The sequence below is a fragment of the Streptomyces sp. GDS52 genome (assembly GCF_052246875.1).
Classification (GTDB): domain Bacteria; phylum Actinomycetota; class Actinomycetes; order Streptomycetales; family Streptomycetaceae; genus Streptomyces; species Streptomyces cathayae.
The window spans coordinates 338,736-355,661 of the sequence record NZ_CM125966.1 but is presented as its reverse complement, the minus strand read 5'-3'; the positions used below and the strand labels follow the sequence as shown (position 1 = coordinate 355,661).

The window sequence follows — 16,926 nt, the reverse complement described above, 5'->3', positions numbered from 1 at the left end:
ACCGGACGATGACCGTGGTCCGGCGTCCGTACAGGACGTCGGCCGTACGGCGCAGCCCCTGGCCGCGGTGCCGCCGGTGCTCCGGCATCGCGCTCGACCTGGGCAGCTCCCGCACGCGCGCGTGGATCGCGGGACGGGGCATGGTCCTCGACGTCCCCACGGTGACCTTCCCGGGCAGCGGAGCCATCCACCCCATCCAGCGCGGCGCCATCGTCGACACCTCCGGCACCGCCCGGATGCTCGACCGGCTGCTCGGCCACCGGCTGCCCCGCTTCGGCCGCCCCCTGGTCGTCGTCACGACACCGGTCCTGGACGGGCCCGCCTTCCGGGAAGCGGCCCACACGGCCGTCGAAATCCTCCGCCCGCGCGCTGTCCACACCGTCCCGGGCGCGCGGGCGGTTGCCCTCGCCGCGGGCGCCGACCACTCCAGACCGCTCCTGGTGGTGGACCTCGGTGCGCACCTCACCGAGGTGGTGCTGCTCGCCGAGGGAGCCGTCACCGACGCCCGGCGCACCGCGCTGGGCGTCGGTGACCTGGGCGCCTACGGCACCCCGCCCGGGGACCTCACCGACGCGGTGGTCGACATGGTGACGGCGATGCTGCGGCAGGACCGCGGCGCCACCACCCGCACCGCCCTGCGCCGGGGCATCCTCCTGTCCGGCGGGGGCGCCCTGCGCCCGGAGATCACCCACGGTCTGCCCGGCCGGCTCGGCTGCCCGGTCCAGCCCGTGCCGTCGCCGCACACCGCCGCGGTCCGGGGAGCCGCCGGCCTGCTCGCCGCGGCGCACCACCACCCCCTGGCCACCGGATCCGGCTGACCCGCCAGCCGCACTCCCCCTTCGTCCGCGCCCCGACACCCGAAGGAGTCACGACGTGGCGGGCACCGTTCCTCCCGCGCAACCGTCCCCGGGCCACCCTCTCGGACCGCCCGACGGTCCTTCGCCGGGGCACCGCCGGCGCAACCCCCTGCGCCGCCGCACCGACGTGCTCCGGGTCTGGATCGGTCTCGCTGTCCTGCTCGCCGTCCTGACGGTGGCGCCCGTGGTCACCGTCGTCGTCTCACGACTCGCCCACCGCCACTACGAGGACACGGCCCGCCACCAGAGCCTGACCCGGTACGAGACGACCGCGACCCTCACCGAGGACGCCCCGCGCCATCCGGAGCCGGGATCGGACGAGGAGGAGCTGGCCCGCTACCCGGTCGAGGTCCGCTTCACCACCCACGAGGGACGGACCGGCACCACCCGGGCTGAGGTGCGGCCGGGTCTGTCCGCGGGCAGTCCGGTCCGCATCTGGGTGACCACCGACGGCGAGGCCACCGAGCCACCGCTGGCGCGTGCGGAGATCCGCAGCCGCAGCATGGGCTGGGCCCTTCTCTCCGGCACCGGCGTCGCCCTCACCGGCGCCGCCGCCCACGGCGTGACCCGTCTCGTCGTACGGCGCCGGAACCTCGCCGACTGGGACAGGGCCTGGGCCGAGACGTCCCCCCGCTGGACGGCACCCGGATGAACTGCCGGAGGCGGGCAGGGGCCTCGGCCCTCGCGGTTCAGCGGGGAGGCTCCCGGAAGGACGCCGGTGACGGCGGGGGCGTGTCCGTCGTGTGCCACGTGACGCGTACCGCGGCCCGGGCAGGAGCGGAACGGCGGTCTCCGCTGGAAGGCGGCATGAAGGAAGCGTAAAGATTGCCGAGTCCTGGCAATGTGTTCGAGTCCGGATGCGTGAGAGCATGCGCATGCGGGAGGCCGGTCGGCGAAAGTGAGGCCCGAATGGAGTGGTTTGTGGGTCTCGGCGTCGCGGGACTGCTTCTGCTGCTGTTCTCACTGATCTTCGACGGACTCCTGGAAGGCGTCTTCGGCGGTGTGCTGGACGGTATGTTCGACGGGCTGCTGTCGCTGCCGGTGATCGCCGGGTTCGTCTCCATGCTCGGTTTCGGCGGCGCGATCGTCCTCGGCACGACGGACCTCGGGGTCACCGGTGCGACGGTGGTCGGCGTGCTGGCGGGGGTCGCAGCGGGCTGGCTGACCTGGAAGTTCAGCCGGGCCCTGATGCGGGATCAGACCGCCGCCACCCCGCGGGGCGGCGACCTCGTCGGCACCTCCGGCTCGGTGGTGACCGCCATCCCGGCCGAGGGCTACGGCGAGGTGCTGGTGTATCTCGCCGGGCAGCCGCTGAAGCTGTCCGCGAAGAGCGCCGTGCCCGTCGCGCGGGGTGCCGAGGTCTGGGTGGAGTCGGCACTGTCCGCGACCTCGGTGGCGGTCCGCCCGGTCGAGCGCTGACCGGTGCCGACCGGCACGTCCCCGCGGAACGGCACGTCACCCGCCGACGCCCGCGATGGCGCCGGCGGCTCCCGCAGTATCCGCTTTCCCGTCCCATCCGAACCACATCGCCGTCCCCCGGGGAAGGCTGAGGGGATTCCACACCTATGAGTCCTGTACTGATCGCCGTGGTGGGAGTCGTCGTACTCCTGGTCCTGCTGGGCCTGGTGGTGGTCACCCGCTACAAGGTCGCCGGCCCCAGCGAGGCGTTCATCGTCACCGGCCGGCGAGGCAAGCAGTCCACCGACCCCGAGACCGGCCGGGTCTTCACCGACAACAGCGGCCAGAAGGTCGTGGTCGGCGGCGGCGTCTTCGTCGTCCCGTTCGTCCAGCAGAAGTTCACCCTCGAACTCTCCAGCCGGCACATCCCGATCGCGGTCCGGGGCGCGGTCACCCTGCGCGGGGTGAAGGCGAACCTGGAGGGTGTCGCCATCGTCAAGGTCGGCGGCACCGAGGACTCGATCCGCGCCGCGGCCCAGCGCTTCCTCGACCAGCAGGACGGCATCGTCGGGTTCACCCAGGAAGTGCTGTCCGGCGCGCTGCGCTCCATCGTGGGGCGCATGTCCGTCGAGGACATCATCCGTGACCGCGCCGCCTTCGCCGGACAGGTCGCGGAGGAGGCCGAGGCCAGCCTCTCCGGACAGGGCCTCGTGCTGGACGCCTTCCAGATCCAGGACATCACCACCGAGGGCTCCTACCTAGAGGACCTGGGCCGGCCCGAGGCGGCCCGCGCCAAGCAGGAGGCCGACATCGCCGAGGCCGTCGCCCGGCGCGCCTCCGAGCAGGCCCGGCTCAAGGCGGAGGAGGAGATCGCGATCGCCCAGCGCACCTTCGCGCTGAAGCAGGCCGAGATCAAGGCCGAGACGGACGAGGCCGTCGCCCGCGCCAACGCCGCCGGCCCGCTCGCCGAGGCCGCCCGGGAGCAGGAGGTCCTGCAGGAGCAGGAGAAGGTCGCCACCCGGCAGGCCGCGCTGACCGACCGTGAACTCGACACCAAGGTCCGCAAGCCCGCCGACGCCGCCCGCTACCAGGCCGAGCAGGAGGCCGAGGCCCGCCGGATCGCCTCGGTCAAGGAGGCCGAGGCGGCCGCCGAGCGGGCCAGGCTCACCGGTGAGGGTGAGAAGGCCCACCGCGCCGCGCTCGCCGACGCCGTCCGCCTGGAGGGTGACGCCGAGGCCGCCGCGATCTCCGCGAAGGGTGCGGCGGAGGCCGACGCCATGCACAAGAAGGCCGACGCCTTCGAACGCTACGGCGACGCGGCCGTGCTCCAGATGCTGGTCGAGGTGCTGCCGCAGGTCGTCGGCAAGGCCGCCGAGCCGCTGGCCGCCGTGGACAAGCTGACGGTCATCTCCACGGACGGCGCGGGCCAGCTCCCGCGCACCGTCGCCGACAACGTCGCGCAGGGCATGGAGCTCCTCAGCTCCACCACCGGCGTCGACCTCGGCGAACTCCTCCAGGGGATCACCCGGCGCGGCACGCCGACGGTGCCGGCTCCCGCGGAGCGCGCCCCCGCGGACCCCGCAGGCGGCAAGGTCGACATCACCGACTGACGCCCCGGCCCGACAGCGGAGCCCGGCCACCCCACCGGTGGCCGGGCTCCGTCGTGTCCGCCGGTGGGGTGGCCGGCCGTGGCCGGTTGTGGCGGGTCGAGGCGTTCCGTGTTTTTGCAGGCTCTGCATATTTGCGTATCCTGCACGACGTGAGCGACAGAGACCCGGCGGACGGCGGACTTCGGGGACGCAAGAAGCGGGCGACCCGTGCCGCCCTGGTGGCGGCCGCAGTGCGGCTGGCGGCCGAGCACGGCGCGGAGAACGTCACCGTCGACGCGATCAGCGAGGCGGTCGGCGTCTCACCCCGCACGTTCTTCAACTACTTCGACTCCCGTGACGAGGCGTTCGTGATGGTGGGCGCGGAGTCGGGTGCGCGGGTCCGGCAGGCGGTGCTCGCCGCGCCCGCCGGCACGCCACCGCTGGCGGCGCTGCGGGACGCGCTGGCCGCGGAGCTGGGGGAAGTGGAACAACAGCACGAGCTGTGGCGCCTGCACTCCGAGGTGCTGCGCAGATCACCGCACCTGCTGGCGCGGAGTCTCGGCGCCCACGTCGAGGACGAGTTCCTGCTGGCCGAAACGCTCGCGGAGCGCATCGGCGCCGGATCGCCGCTGTTCACGGGGGACCGTCCCCCTCTCGGGTCGGCCGAGGGCCAACTGCGCAGGCGGGCTCTGGGGCTGTATCCGAGGCTGCTGGCCGCCGTCGGCACCACAGCGGTCCGCGTGGCCGTGGAGCACTGGTGCGTACGACAGGACGAGACCCCTTTCGAGGAGGTCTTCCGGTCGGTGTTCGACCACATGGCCACCGGCCTCCAGGGACCGGTCGAGCCCGCCGAGCCCGCCGGGCCTGTCGAACCCGCCGAACCGGTCGAAGGGATCTGACCCCCTCCGTCTCTCACGGAACGGCTGCGCGTCGTCCCCGGCACGCGTGATCCGTCCCTCTCGCTCTTCCCTTTTGCTCACCCTCTCGACTGCTGCGAAAGAACCGAAGTGAACTCAACACCGGCGCCCGTGGAGGCGCCCCCCACCGCCATGACCAACCGGCAGATACTCCAGGCCATGTCGGGGCTGATGGCGGGCATGTTCGTCGCCATCCTGGCCGGCACCGTGGTCGCCAACGCGCTCCCGCGCATCATCGCCGATCTGGAGGCCAGCCAGTCCTCCTACACCTGGGTCATCACCGCCGAACTGCTGGCGATGACGGCGACGGTGCCCCTGTGGGGCAAGCTGTCGGACCTGTTCAACCAGAAGCTGCTGCTCCAGCTGTCCCTGTCCCTCTTCATCGTGGGCTCGCTGCTCGCGGGCTTCTCGCAGGAAGTGGGGCTGCTGATCTTCAGCCGCGTGGTGCAGGGCATCGGCGCGGGCGGTCTCACGGCTCTGGCGCAGGTCGTGATGGCGGCCATCATCCCGCCGCGTCGGCTCGGCAAGTACGCGGGCATCTTCGGAGCCGTCTTCGCGGTCGGCACCGTGGCCGGACCGCTCATCGGAGGTGTCCTGGTGGACACCTCCTGGCTCGGCTGGCGCTGGTGCTTCTTCATCGGGGTGCCGTTCGCGCTGCTCGCCATCGTGCTGCTGCAGCGCACCCTGAAGCTGCCCACCGTCCGCCGTGAGGTGAAGATCGACTTCCTGGGCGCCTTCCTGATCGTCGCGGGTGTCAGCGCCCTGCTCATCTGGGTCACGCTCGCGGGGACCGAGTTCGACTGGATCTCGTGGCAGACCGCCGCACTGGCGGGCGGGGGAGTGGTGCTGCTGATCGCCGCGGTCGTCGTCGAGGCGCGCGTGCCGGAACCGGTCATCCCCCTGGGCATCTTCCGCAACCGCACGGTGACGCTCACCACCGTCGCCAGTCTCCTCGTCGGTGTGGCCATGTTCGGCGGCACCGTCTTCCTCTCGCAGTACTTCCAGATCTCCCTGGGCAAGTCCCCGACGGTCGCGGGGCTGATGAGCCTGCCCATGATCCTGGGCCTGCTCGTCTCCTCGACCGTCGCCGGGCAGATCATCACCAGGACCGGCCGGTGGAAGGTGTACCTGGTCGCGGGCTCCATCATCATGACGGTGGGCCTCGGACTGCTGGCCACCATCGACGTCGACACCCACTTCGGCCTGCTCAGCGCCTACATGGCGATCATGGGCGTCGGCGTCGGCATGCTGATGCAGAACCTGGTGCTGGCCGCCCAGAACGACGTTCCCGCGACCGAACTGGGCGCCGCCACCTCGGTGTTGTCCTTCTTCCGAAGCATGGGCGGCACCATCGGCACCAGTGTGCTCGGGGCGATCCTCGCCAACCGGGTCGCCACCGAGATGACCAGGAGCCTGACGGAAGCGGGCATCCCGGCCGGTGCGGACGAGGCCGGCGGGGGCGGAGTGCCCGACATGGCGACGCTGCCCGAGCCGATGCGGGAGATCGTGGAGCGCGCCTACGGGATGGCCACCGCGGAACTCTTCCTCGTGGCCACGCCCGTCGCGGCCCTTGCCGTGATCGCGGTGCTGTTCATCAAGGAGAAGCCGCTGAAGGACACCAGCGGCATGGAGCGGCTCACCGCGGAGTCCGCGGACTCCGCGGGCGCGGCGGCAGCGCGAGCCGGCGTCGGCTGAGGCGCACGCCCCGTGGGGTGGTGGAGTGAGGAGGTCCTCCGGCGAAACGCCCGGAGGGCCTCCGCGCTCGTCACGCGCCCTCGGCGGACTCGCCCGGCGCCGGGAGAGATCTCCTCCGCGCCGCCCTTGACGGCGGTCGGCAGGACCGGCTTGGCATCGCGGCCGGCGCCGATGGAGGATGGGAAGGAGGACACACGGTTCGCGGTGACCTCCTCGGCGTGCACCTCGAACGCGGTGCCGGACACCGCGAAGGCGGCGACGACCGCCCTCCGGACGGAGGGCGGTACCCACGGCCCCACGGCCCCACAGCCAGGGCACAGGGGACGAGTACGACGGCCCACCGGAGCGTGCTGAGATGGCCGGCGACCACGCGCACACCGGGCCGGGCACGGGCCCCGCACCCGGCCCGGACACCTTCTCGGGGCCCGTCCCGTTCGCGCCGGGCTCCCTCCTCTGGGACATCACCGGTGACGTCCGGATCCTGCTCTCCCTGCCGCCCGCCCTGGTGCTCCAGGTCGCCCACCCGGCGGTCGGCGCGGGCGTCGACGACCACTCCGTGTTCCGCACCGACCCCTGGGGCCGGGCCGAACGCTCACTGAACTCCCTGCAGCTGTGGGTCTACGGCGGCGAGCAGGCCCTCGAGGAGGGCCGCAGGCTCCGCGAGCTGCACAGGACCATCAGCGGCACCGACGCCCGGGGCCGCGCCTACCACGCACTCACCCCGGCCTACTACGCCTGGGTGCACGCCACCGCCTATCCCGTCTTCCTGAGGGCCGCCCAGTACCTGTCCCACCCGTTCGACGAGCCGGACGAACGCCGCCTCTATGACGAACTCCTCCGTCTCGGGGCCATCCTCGGCATCAGGCAGCGCGACATGCCGCGCACCCCGGAGGAGTTCTGGCCGTACTTCGACGCGATGGTGGGCGAGGAACTGGAGAGGACGGCCGTCGTGGCGGAACTGCTCGACCCGCGGCGGCCGATCCCGCCGCCGGACGGCGCGGGTGTGCTCCTGCGCCGGCTCTGGCCGGTGCTCCGCCCGCCCCTGGCGCGGCTGCACGTCTTCGTCACGACCGGCCTGCTCCCGCCCACCGTCCGTGACCGCCTCGGTCTGGCCTGGACGGCACGGGACGAACGCGGACTGCGCCGCCTGGGCGCCGTCGTCCGCACGGTGGTCCCGCTGCTGCCCGAGCGCCTGTGCTACCTGCCCACGGCCCGGGCGGCCCGTCGAGCCGCCCGGGGGTGACCCCGGTCCGGTGCGACGCGGCCCGGACGGCCGATGACCGTTTCCCGGCCGCCCCCGGTGACGTGCGCGGGGCGGTGCACCCCGCACGCCCGGCGTCAGCCGGGGCGGCGCTGCTCCCCGCCCTCGTCCGGGTCGACGCCGGTGAAGGCGGAGTCGTCCCGGGTGCCGCTCGGGCGCCGGGAGCGACCCCGGCGTCCGGTGTCGCGCATTCCCTTCTCCGCGTCGTCGCCGTACTCCTCGCCGCTCTTCGTGCCGCTCTCGACCGTGTCCCCGGGGACGGATCCACGTTCCTGCTTGGACTTCCTGCGCCCCTTCCCGGCGGGCGGGGCGTGCTCGTCCGGGTGGAAGGAGCGCTGGGCGCTCGGGTTGTCCTGCTGGCGTGTCTCGTCGACGTCGGGGGCCCAGCCGTGCTGTTCGGTGCCCTTGTGGCGGCTCGGGCCCTCGCCGTGCGAGGGCTGCGACGACTTCTCTTTCCTGGACATGTGCCGGACTCCCTGTCGGTTGTCGTGTCGGCCACCCTGTCGAGTACCCGATATCACACCAATTGTCACCGCTGGCGGCGGGCTCGCCTCCCGGCCAGGTGGAGCCGAAGTGTCACCCGTGCGAGCGATGCCCCGGGGGTCATGCCGCCGTGGGAGGACGCAAGGGGCCGACGATCCCCGGACGGCCGCGGTACGAGGCGGCCGCGCCTTCCAGGGAGAGCCACCATGCGTATTCTGCTCGTCGCCAGCGCGTACAACAGCCTCACGCAGCGTGTCCACGCCGAGCTGTCGGAACGCCGCCACTCCGTCGCCGTGGAGGTCACCCCGCACGGCGAGGACGTGCGTCGCGCCGTGCGCCGGCACGATCCCGATCTGCTCGTGGCCCCCATGCTGAAGGCCGTCGTGCCGCCTGACGTCTGGACGGCGCGGACCTGTTTGATCGTCCACCCCGGCCCCGTGGGGAACCGTGGGCCGTCCTCACTCGACTGGGCCGTCCAGGAGGGAGCCGGAGAGTGGGGCGTCACCGTGCTGGAGGCCGTGGCCGAGATGGACGCCGGCCCCGTGTGGGCGACGACGAACTTCGCCGTGCCGGACGTGGCGAAGAGCGACCTGTACCGGGGCGAGGTGGCCGACGCGGCGCTGGAAGCCGTCCTGCTCGCGGTCGACCGGTTCGCCTCCGGCACGTACGTGTCCCGGCCGCAGGACGACTTCACCTGCCTGCCGGGTGCCAGGACCCGGCCGCCGCTGCGACAGCGGGACCGGGGCATCTCCTGGGACACGGACTCCACCGACACCGTCCTGCGCAAGCTGCGCGCCGCGGACTCCCAGCCGGGCGTGCGCGACGAACTTCTCGGCCGTGAATGGTTCCTGCACGGCGGCCACGCGGAGGACCGGCTCCGCGGCCGCCCGGGTGAGCTCCTGGCGACCCGCACCGGCGCGATCTGCCGGGCCACGGCGGACGGCGCGGTCTGGATCCCGGAGCTGCGGGCCCGCACCGGCCCGGGACGCCCCCGGGCCTGCAAACTGCCCGCCACCCTCGCCCTCGCCGGCCGCCTGCCCGCCCTGCCCGAAGTCCCCGCGGCACCGCAGCCACCTGCCGGAGCCCGGACCTGGCAGGACATCCGCTACCGGGAGGAGGGGCCGGTCGGCTTCCTGGCCTTCTCCTTCCCGGGCGGCGCCATGGGCACCGACCACTGCCGCCGCCTGCTGGACGCCTACCGGGCGGCCTGCTTCCGCCCCACCGGCGTGCTCGTACTGGGAGGCGGCCGGGACTTCTTCTCCAACGGCATCCACCTGAACGTCATCGAGGCGGCAGCCGACCCGGCTGCCGAGTCCTGGGCCAACATCAACGCCATGGACGACCTCGTCGAGGCCGTCCTCACCACGACCGACCGGTTCGTCGTCAGCGCGATCGGCGGCAACGCGGCCGCCGGCGGGGTCATGCTCGCCCTGGCCGCGGACGAGGTCTGGTGCCGCTCCGGTTCGGTCCTCAATCCGCACTACCGGCTCATGGGTCTGTACGGCTCCGAGTACTGGACGTACACCCTGCCCCGCCGGGTGGGCGCCGCCACGGCGGAACGGCTCACCGGCGAGGCCGCGCCGCTGACGGCCTCGGCGGCGCTCGGCATGGGGCTCGTCGACCGGGTCCTGCACTGCGGCCCGGACGACTTCACCGGCGACGTCACCCGAACGGCCGCACATCTCCCGGCCCTTCCCTCCGTTCAGACGCGTCTCGCGGCCAAGAAGGCGGAAGCCGAGCACCGGGAGGCCACCTCACCTCTCGCCCGTTACCGGGAGCAGGAACTCGCCCGCATGCGGAGCATCTTCGACGACCCGGCGGCCCCCTACCACGCCCTGCGCCGGGCCTTCGTGCGCAAGGAATCCGCAGCCACCGACGGAGGCGGTCCGGATGCGGCCCTCGCCGAACGGGCCGACTGTTAGCAGAGAACGAAGATCCGAGCGCGGGTCTTGCCGCACCCTCCAGGAGGCGTTCCCATGAACGCAGCATCGCCGACCACGGTCGAGGAGCCCGGCGCGACGGGCACGTCCGGCTCCGAGGAGAAGCCGATCCACATCCTCTGGATCAACGCCGGGCTGAGCTGCGACGGCGACTCCGTCGCCCTGACCGCGGCCATGCAGCCGAGCATCGAGGAGATCGCGCTCCAAGGGCTGCCGGGCCTGCCGAAGATCGCGGTGCACTGGCCGCTGATCGACTTCGAATGCGGTCCGGTCGGCGGAGCCGACACGTTCATCGAATGGTTCTTCAAGGGCGAACGCGGCGAGATCGACCCCTTCGTCCTGGTCGTCGAGGGCTCGGTCCCCAACGAGGCCATCAAGCAGGAGGGGTACTGGTGCGGCTTCGGTGACAACCCCGAGACCGGGCAGCCCATCACCACCAGCGAATGGATCGACCGGCTGGCGCCCAAGGCCCTGGCCGTCGTCGCCATCGGCACGTGCGCCACCTACGGTGGCATCCACGCCATGGCGGGCAATCCCACCGGCGCGATGGGCGTGCCCGACTACCTCGGATGGGACTGGAAGTCGAAGGCGGGCATCCCCATCGTGTGCGTGCCCGGCTGTCCGATCCAGCCCGACAACTTCGCCGAGACGCTGACGTACCTGCTCTACCAGGCCGCCGGTTCGGCGCCGATGATCCCGCTCGACGACAAGCTCCGGCCGACCTGGCTGTTCGGTGCCACCGTGCACGAGGGCTGCGACCGGGGCGGCTACTACGAGCAGGGGCAGTTCGCCACCAGCTACGACTCGCCCAAGTGCTCGGTGAAACTCGGCTGCTGGGGACCCGTCGTCAAGTGCAACGTGACCAAGCGCGGCTGGATGAACGGCATCGGCGGCTGCCCGAACGTGGGCGGCATCTGCATCGCGTGCACCATGCCGGGCTTCCCCGACAAGTTCATGCCGTTCATGGACGAGCCCCCCGGCGCCAAGGTCTCCAGCACCGGGAGCGGCGCGTACGGCGCCGTCGTCCGCAAGCTCCGCACGATCACGGCGCGGACCGTGGACAAGGAGCCGAGGTGGCGCCACAGGGGAGACAAGATCACCACCGGCTACCGGCCGCCGTGGTGACAGCACGACCGGTGACAGCACCGCACACCGAACCCACCCCCCGCGCGACCAGCTGACGAAGGGCACCGCACGCACCATGGCAAAGACGACGACCGGTGACAAAACCGGCCTGGTGGAGATGGCCTGGGACCCGATCACCCGGATCGTGGGCAGTCTCGGCATCCACACGAAGATCGACTTCAAGCAGAAGCGGGTCGCGGAGTGCTACAGCACCTCGTCGGTCTTCCGCGGCTACAGCGTCTTCATGCGCGGAAAGGACCCGCGCGACGCGCACTTCATCACCAGCAGGATCTGCGGCATCTGCGGTGACAACCACGCCACCTGCTCGGTGTACGCGCAGAACATGGCGTACGGCGTGAAGCCTCCGCACCTCGGGGAGTGGATCATCAACCTCGGCGAGTCCGCCGAGTACATGTTCGACCACAACATCTTCCAGGAGAACCTGGTAGGGGTCGACTACTGCGAGAAAATGGTCCGCGAGACCAACCCCGGCGTCCTCGAACTCGCCGAGCGCACCGAGGCCCCGCACGCGGCCGACCACGGGTACCGCACCATCGCCGACATCATGCGCTCCCTCAACCCCCTCGAAGGCGAGTTCTACCGCGAGGCGCTGCAGGTCAGCCGCTACACCCGGGAGATGTTCTGCCTGATGGAGGGCCGCCACGTGCACCCCTCCACCCTCTACCCCGGCGGCGTCGGCACCGTCGCCAGCGTGCAGCTGTTCACCGACTACCTGAGCCGCCTCATGCGGTACGTGGAGTTCATGAAACGGGTCGTCCCGCTCCACGACGACCTGTTCGACTTCTTCTACGAGGCGCTGCCGGGATACGAGGAAGTGGGCCGCCGCCGGGTGCTGCTGGGCTGCTGGGGGGCGCTCAACGACCCCGAGTACTGCGACTTCACCTACGCCAACATGACCGACTGGGGCCGGCGGATGTTCGTCACCCCCGGCATCATCGTCGACGGCAAGCTCGTCACCAGCGACCTCACCGAGATCAATCTCGGCATGCGCATCCTGCTGGGCAGCTCGTACTACGAGGACTGGCAGGGCCAGGAGCAGTTCGTGACGAACGACCCGCTCGGCAACCCCGTCGACCCGCGGCACCCGTGGAACCAGCACACCATCCCGGCTCCGCAGAAACGGGACTTCGACGACAAGTACAGCTGGGTCATGTCCCCGCGCTGGTTCGACGGCAAGGACCACCTCGCCCTCGACACCGGCGGCGGCCCCCTCGCCCGGCTGTGGTCCACCGCGCTGTCCGGTCTCGTCGACATCGGGTACGTCAAGGCCACCGGCCACAGCGTCGTGATCAACCTGCCGCGCACACTGACCAAGCCGGAGACCACCTTCGAGTGGAAGATCCCGCAGTGGAGCAACGCGCTGGAACGCAACCGCGCCCGCACGTACTTCCAGGCGTACTCGGCCGCGGTCGCCCTGCACTGCGCCGAGAAGGGCCTCGAAGAGGTCCGCGCCGGGCGCACCCAGACGTGGGAGAAGTTCGAGGTGCCGGACGAGGCGATCGGCGTCGGGTTCACCGAGGCGGTCCGCGGCGTCCTCTCGCACCACATGGTCATCAGGGACGGCAAGATCGCCAACTACCACCCGTATCCGCCGACTCCGTGGAACGCCTCGACCCGCGACAGCTACGGCACCCCCGGCCCGTACGAGGACGCGGTGCAGAACACGCCGATCTTCGAGGAGAACCCGCCCGAGAACTTCAAGGGCATCGACATCATGCGCGCCGTGCGCAGCTTCGACCCCTGCCTGCCCTGCGGCGTCCACATGTACGTCGGCGGCGGGAAGACCGTGAAGTCGATGCACGTGCCCACCGGGCTGAGCGGACTCGCCGGATGAGCACGACGAGTGCCACCACCGCGGAGCAGGCCGGCCGGCGGGTCGAGGAGATCCTCGACCGGCTCGCCGGCGCCGGCGACCCCCAGGTGAGCCGGACCGCCGAGGAACTGGTGCGGGTCCTCATGGAGTTCTACGGCGCCGGGCTCGCCCGCGCCGTGGAACTCCTGGGGGCAGGGAGGTCCGGCGACCCGCTGGACCCGCTGCTCGGCGACGAACTCGTCGCGAGCCTGCTCGTGCTGCACGGGCTGCACCCCGAGGACGTGCACACCCGCATCGCCCGCGCCCTCGGCGGCCTCCCGCACGCCGTCGAGAACGCGGGCTTCGACCCGGCGGCCGGCGTGCTGCGCCTCAGGGCCACCGCCGACACGGGCTGCGGCTGCCCCAGCACCCAGGAGACCGTCCGGCAGGCGGCCACCGACTCGCTCGCCTGCTTCGCCCCCGAGGTGACCACCGTCGAGCTGGAACCCGCCGACGCCTCCCGCGAACCGGTGCTGCTCCAGATCGGCACCGCCCCGCCGAGCCCCGGTGGCGGCCGGCCGCCGGCCACCGCCCCGTGAGCGCGCACGGACCGCGGCGCACCGCCGACCGCCGCGGCCTGAGCCGCTTCACCGCTCCCCGGCCGCCCCGCGAGGAACAGTGCGAACTGTGCGGGGCGCCCCTCGCCGGTGAACGCCACCCGCACCTCGTCGACACCGAGAAACGCGCGCTGGCCTGCGCGTGCGGTCCCTGCGCGCAGCTGCTGGACCGCTCCGGCGATGCCAAGAGCCGCTTCCGCGCGGTGCCCGGCCGCTGCCTGAGCGACCCCGACCACCGGCTCGACGACACCGCCTGGGACCGACTGCGCATCCCGGTCGGCGTCGCCTTCTTCTTCCACAACTCCGCCCTCGACCGGCTGGTCGCGCTCTACCCGAGCCCGGCCGGAGCCACCGAGAGCGAACTGGAGCCGACCTCCTGGCAGGCCGTCCTCGCCGGGACCCGCCTCGCCGCACTGCTCGAATCCGACGTGGAGGCCCTGCTGCTGCGCCGGCACCAGGGCCGCACCGAGTGCTATCTGGTGCCGATCGACCTCTGCTACGAACTGGTGGGCCGGATGCGCCTGCGCTGGCAGGGATTCGACGGAGGAGCGGAGGCCCGGGCCGACCTCGAGGCCTTCTTCACCCACGTCCGCGACCGGGCCCGCGCCCCGCAGGGGAGCAGACCATGACCGAGATCCTGGGTTCCACGGGCTCCTCGGGTTCCCCGGGGTTCTCGGGGTTCTCCTTCGACTGCACCGGAGTACGCGCCGACGCCTACGCGGCAGGCCCCACCCTGGTGTTCCGGCTGCGGATCACCACCTCCGGGGCCACCCGCGTCCACGCGCTCGCGCTGCGCTGCCAGATCCGCATCGAACCCGCCCGCCGCGGCTACGACGACACCGAGGCCGCGGCACTGACCGACCTCTTCGGCGAACGCTCCCGATGGGGTAGCACCCTCAACCCCGTGCAGTTCGCACAGGTCTCGGTGATGGTCCCCGGGTTCACCGGCGAGATCGAGACCGACCTGGTCGTGCCCTGCACGTACGACACGGACATCGCGGCGTCGCGGTACCTCCGGGCCCTGTCCGAGGGGGAGGTGCCGCTGCTGATGCTGTTCTCCGGCACCGCGTTCACCGGCGCCGGCGGCTTCCACGTGGAGCCCGTCCCCTGGGACAAGGAGGCCACCTTCCGCCTGCCGGTGAAGACCTGGCGGGAGATGATCGAGCAGCACTTCCCGGGCTGCGGCTGGATCCGGCTGCCGCAGGACGCCATGGACGCGCTGCTCGCCTACCGGTCGCGCCACGCGCTGCCGTCGTGGCAGGCGACCGTCGAGACGCTGCTCGACGCGGCGGGGGAGAGGACACCATGACCACCACCGCGTTCACCCCCGACACCGAGGCCCGCCTCGCCGTCGCCCGCCAGGTCGCGGACACCGTCCTCTTCGAGGGCTATGTGCTCTACCCGTACCGGGCGTCGGCCGCCAAGAACAGGCTGCGCTGGCAGTTCGGCGTGCTCGTACCGCCCGCCTGGTGCGCGGCGGCCGAGGAACACGACGTCCAGCACACCGAATGCCTGATGGAGCCGAAGAGCGGAGCCACCCTCGCCGTCGAGGTCCGCCTCCTGCACACCCGACGGCGCACCGTCCAGCAGGCGCACGCCGACGGGACGTACGAGACGGTGCGCGAACTGCACCTGGAGGACCGGGTCCTGGTCCCCTGGGACGAGGGCCAGGAGGAGAAGGTCGAGATCGCCCTACCGGTGGCGGAGTTGACCGGCGACGGGGTGACCGTCCCGTTCACCCGGGCCGCCGCCGAGGAGACCGAGCCCGTCACGGACGCCGACGGGCGGCTCGTCGGGCGCATGGTCCGCCGCCGTGAGGAGATCAGCGGCGCCGTCCGGCTCTCCACGGCCGAACTGGACGGCCCGTACCGCACACAGCGCCTGCGCGTGGTCGTCGAGAACACCAGCCCCTGGACGCCCGAGGACACCGACGACCGCGACGCGGCGCTGCCGTACTCGCTGGTCGCCAGCCACGTCCTCCTGCACCTGGACGCCGGGGCGTTCCTCTCCATGACCGACCCGCCCGAGTGGGCGAAGGGCGCCGTCGCGGCCTGCCGGAACCTGCACACCTGGCCCGTGCTCGCCGGCGAACCGGGCCGTGCCGACCTCGTACTGTCCTCGCCGATCATCCTCGAGGACCACCCCGCCATCGCCCCCGAGAGCCCCGGCGCGCTCTACGACGCCACCGAGATCGACGAGATCCTCGCGCTGCGCACCATCGCCCTCACCGACGAGGAGAAACGCGAGGCCAGAGGCACGGACGCCCGTGCCGCGGCCGTGATCGAACTGGCGGACACCATGCCGCCGGAGGTCCTCGAACGGCTGCACGGAGCGGTGCGGAGCCTGCGGGAGGTCACCGGCCCGCCGGACGCGGGGGACGACCCGCAGGACGTGTTCCGTCCCGAGAGCCCCTGGTGGGACCCGGGCGGCGACACCGCGGTCGATCCCGACCGTGACCACGTCACCGTCGACGGCCGGGAGGTACGCGCGGGCTGCCGCGTCGTGCTGCGGCCCCGGCTGCGGCACACCGACGCGCAGGACCTGTTCCTGAGCGGCCGCAGCGCACTGGTCGAGGCCGTACTGCACGACGTCGACGGAGGCGTGCACATCGCGGTGACCGTGGAGGACGACCCCGGCGCCGACATCCGCCGCGAACAGGGCCGGTTCCTCTACTTCCAGCCCGACGAGGTGGAAGCCCTGGAGGACGCGTGACCCCCACCCCACCGCACGGCACCCGCACCCTCGTCGCCGGGGTCGGCAACATCTTCCTCGGGGACGACGGCTTCGGCGTCGAGACCGCGCGCCGGCTCGCCCGGGAGGACCTGCCGGCCGGTGTCGAGGTGGCCGACATCGGCATCCGCGGTGTGCACCTCGCCTACCAGCTCCTCGACGGCTACGACACGCTCGTCATCGTCGACGCGACCGCACGAGGCGGCGAACCCGGAACGCTCTACCTGATCGACGCCGGGACACCGGACGGCACCGGACCGGCGGCGGACGTCCCGCTCGACGGGCACCGCATGTCACCCGACGCGGTCCTCGCCCTGCTCGCCACCCTGTGCGCCGGAACCGGCGCCACGCCCCCGCGCCGCACCCTCGTCGTCGGCTGCGAACCCGCCTGCCTCGACGAGACCCTCGAGCTCAGCCCCCAGGTCGCCGCCGCCGTACCGGAGGCGGTGCGGATGGTGACCGACCTCGTCCGGCAGGAGGCCGCCGTATGACACACCGCCG

The 16,926-nt window shown here is 72.2% G+C and carries 16 protein-coding genes; 15 read left to right on the top strand and 1 reads right to left on the bottom strand.

Features of this window, described 5'->3' with window-relative positions:
• Positions 1-8: 8 nt before the first annotated feature.
• From ACTWJ9_RS01745 to ACTWJ9_RS01715, 7 genes are all read left to right on the top strand, one after another.
• Positions 9-818 carry a rod shape-determining protein gene (locus ACTWJ9_RS01745; protein ID WP_279332276.1) on the top strand — a complete coding sequence of 270 codons (810 nt, stop codon included), beginning with the start codon at positions 9-11 and terminating at the stop codon, positions 816-818.
• Between the two features lie 55 nt (positions 819-873).
• The gene (locus tag ACTWJ9_RS01740) at positions 874-1,509 is read left to right on the top strand and encodes an Rv1733c family protein (RefSeq protein ID WP_279332275.1); all 636 of its coding nucleotides are present in this window, start codon (positions 874-876) and stop codon (positions 1,507-1,509) included.
• A gap of 257 nt (positions 1,510-1,766) precedes the next feature.
• Positions 1,767-2,276: a hypothetical protein gene (locus ACTWJ9_RS01735; RefSeq protein WP_279332274.1), complete on the top strand. Its 510-nt coding sequence runs from the start codon at positions 1,767-1,769 to the stop codon at positions 2,274-2,276.
• Between the two features lie 146 nt (positions 2,277-2,422).
• The gene (locus ACTWJ9_RS01730) at positions 2,423-3,865 is read left to right on the top strand and encodes a flotillin family protein (protein ID WP_279332273.1); all 1,443 of its coding nucleotides are present in this window, start codon (positions 2,423-2,425) and stop codon (positions 3,863-3,865) included.
• Between the two features lie 140 nt (positions 3,866-4,005).
• Entirely contained in the window at positions 4,006-4,743 is a 738-nt protein-coding gene (locus tag ACTWJ9_RS01725; RefSeq protein ID WP_443295936.1) for a TetR family transcriptional regulator, read from the top strand.
• Positions 4,744-4,851: 108 nt separating this feature from the next.
• The gene (locus ACTWJ9_RS01720) at positions 4,852-6,456 is read left to right on the top strand and encodes an MDR family MFS transporter (protein WP_443295067.1); all 1,605 of its coding nucleotides are present in this window, start codon (positions 4,852-4,854) and stop codon (positions 6,454-6,456) included.
• 355 nt (positions 6,457-6,811) lie between these two features.
• Positions 6,812-7,699, top strand: a complete 888-nt coding sequence (locus ACTWJ9_RS01715) for an oxygenase MpaB family protein (protein ID WP_443295066.1) — start codon at positions 6,812-6,814, stop codon at positions 7,697-7,699.
• 95 nt (positions 7,700-7,794) lie between these two features.
• Here ACTWJ9_RS01715 and ACTWJ9_RS01710 read toward each other — a convergent pair whose 3' ends face one another.
• Entirely contained in the window at positions 7,795-8,181 is a 387-nt protein-coding gene (locus ACTWJ9_RS01710) for a hypothetical protein (RefSeq protein ID WP_279332271.1), read from the bottom strand.
• 225 nt (positions 8,182-8,406) lie between these two features.
• Here ACTWJ9_RS01710 and ACTWJ9_RS01705 point away from each other — a divergent pair, with 225 nt between their 5' ends.
• The 8 genes from ACTWJ9_RS01705 (at position 8,407) to ACTWJ9_RS01670 (ending at position 16,916) form a co-directional block, all read left to right on the top strand.
• Positions 8,407-10,122: a hydrogenase maturation protein gene (locus tag ACTWJ9_RS01705; RefSeq protein WP_443295065.1), complete on the top strand. Its 1,716-nt coding sequence runs from the start codon at positions 8,407-8,409 to the stop codon at positions 10,120-10,122.
• A gap of 54 nt (positions 10,123-10,176) precedes the next feature.
• Positions 10,177-11,265 carry a hydrogenase expression protein HypE gene (locus tag ACTWJ9_RS01700; protein WP_279332269.1) on the top strand — a complete coding sequence of 363 codons (1,089 nt, stop codon included), beginning with the start codon at positions 10,177-10,179 and terminating at the stop codon, positions 11,263-11,265.
• A 76-nt stretch (positions 11,266-11,341) separates the two neighbouring features.
• Entirely contained in the window at positions 11,342-13,120 is a 1,779-nt protein-coding gene (locus ACTWJ9_RS01695) for a nickel-dependent hydrogenase large subunit (RefSeq protein ID WP_279332268.1), read from the top strand.
• Positions 13,117-13,677 (top strand): hypothetical protein, encoded by a 561-nt coding sequence (locus ACTWJ9_RS01690; protein ID WP_388705382.1) that lies wholly within the window; start codon positions 13,117-13,119, stop codon positions 13,675-13,677. Before ACTWJ9_RS01695 ends, ACTWJ9_RS01690 begins: the two co-directional genes overlap by 4 nt.
• A complete protein-coding gene (locus tag ACTWJ9_RS01685) occupies positions 13,674-14,324 on the top strand; it encodes a DUF5947 family protein (RefSeq protein WP_279332266.1) in 651 nt (216 codons plus the stop codon). Before ACTWJ9_RS01690 ends, ACTWJ9_RS01685 begins: the two co-directional genes overlap by 4 nt.
• Entirely contained in the window at positions 14,321-15,004 is a 684-nt protein-coding gene (locus tag ACTWJ9_RS01680; protein ID WP_388705379.1) for a DUF6084 family protein, read from the top strand. The genes ACTWJ9_RS01685 and ACTWJ9_RS01680 overlap by 4 nt, the downstream gene beginning before the upstream one ends.
• Positions 15,001-16,407 (top strand): hypothetical protein, encoded by a 1,407-nt coding sequence (locus tag ACTWJ9_RS01675; protein WP_443295064.1) that lies wholly within the window; start codon positions 15,001-15,003, stop codon positions 16,405-16,407. The genes ACTWJ9_RS01680 and ACTWJ9_RS01675 overlap by 4 nt, the downstream gene beginning before the upstream one ends.
• A complete protein-coding gene (locus ACTWJ9_RS01670; RefSeq protein WP_279332263.1) occupies positions 16,404-16,916 on the top strand; it encodes a hydrogenase maturation protease in 513 nt (170 codons plus the stop codon). The genes ACTWJ9_RS01675 and ACTWJ9_RS01670 overlap by 4 nt, the downstream gene beginning before the upstream one ends.
• Positions 16,917-16,926 lie beyond the last annotated feature (10 nt).

What these genes read in the sequence shown, in the direction of transcription:
- ACTWJ9_RS01680 (WP_388705379.1), top strand. Translation starts at nt 14,321, where the DNA reads ATGACCGAGATCCTGGGTTCCACGGGCTCCTCGGGTTCCCCGGGGTTC.
- ACTWJ9_RS01705 (WP_443295065.1), top strand. Translation starts at nt 8,407, where the DNA reads ATGCGTATTCTGCTCGTCGCCAGCGCGTACAACAGCCTCACGCAGCGT.
- ACTWJ9_RS01695 (WP_279332268.1), top strand. Translation starts at nt 11,342, where the DNA reads ATGGCAAAGACGACGACCGGTGACAAAACCGGCCTGGTGGAGATGGCC.
- ACTWJ9_RS01690 (WP_388705382.1), top strand. Translation starts at nt 13,117, where the DNA reads ATGAGCACGACGAGTGCCACCACCGCGGAGCAGGCCGGCCGGCGGGTC.
- ACTWJ9_RS01730 (WP_279332273.1), top strand. Translation starts at nt 2,423, where the DNA reads ATGAGTCCTGTACTGATCGCCGTGGTGGGAGTCGTCGTACTCCTGGTC.
- ACTWJ9_RS01675 (WP_443295064.1), top strand. Translation starts at nt 15,001, where the DNA reads ATGACCACCACCGCGTTCACCCCCGACACCGAGGCCCGCCTCGCCGTC.
- ACTWJ9_RS01700 (WP_279332269.1), top strand. Translation starts at nt 10,177, where the DNA reads ATGAACGCAGCATCGCCGACCACGGTCGAGGAGCCCGGCGCGACGGGC.
- ACTWJ9_RS01710 (WP_279332271.1), bottom strand. Translation starts at nt 8,181, where the DNA reads ATGTCCAGGAAAGAGAAGTCGTCGCAGCCCTCGCACGGCGAGGGCCCG.
- ACTWJ9_RS01745 (WP_279332276.1), top strand. Translation starts at nt 9, where the DNA reads ATGACCGTGGTCCGGCGTCCGTACAGGACGTCGGCCGTACGGCGCAGC.
- ACTWJ9_RS01735 (WP_279332274.1), top strand. Translation starts at nt 1,767, where the DNA reads ATGGAGTGGTTTGTGGGTCTCGGCGTCGCGGGACTGCTTCTGCTGCTG.
- ACTWJ9_RS01715 (WP_443295066.1), top strand. Translation starts at nt 6,812, where the DNA reads ATGGCCGGCGACCACGCGCACACCGGGCCGGGCACGGGCCCCGCACCC.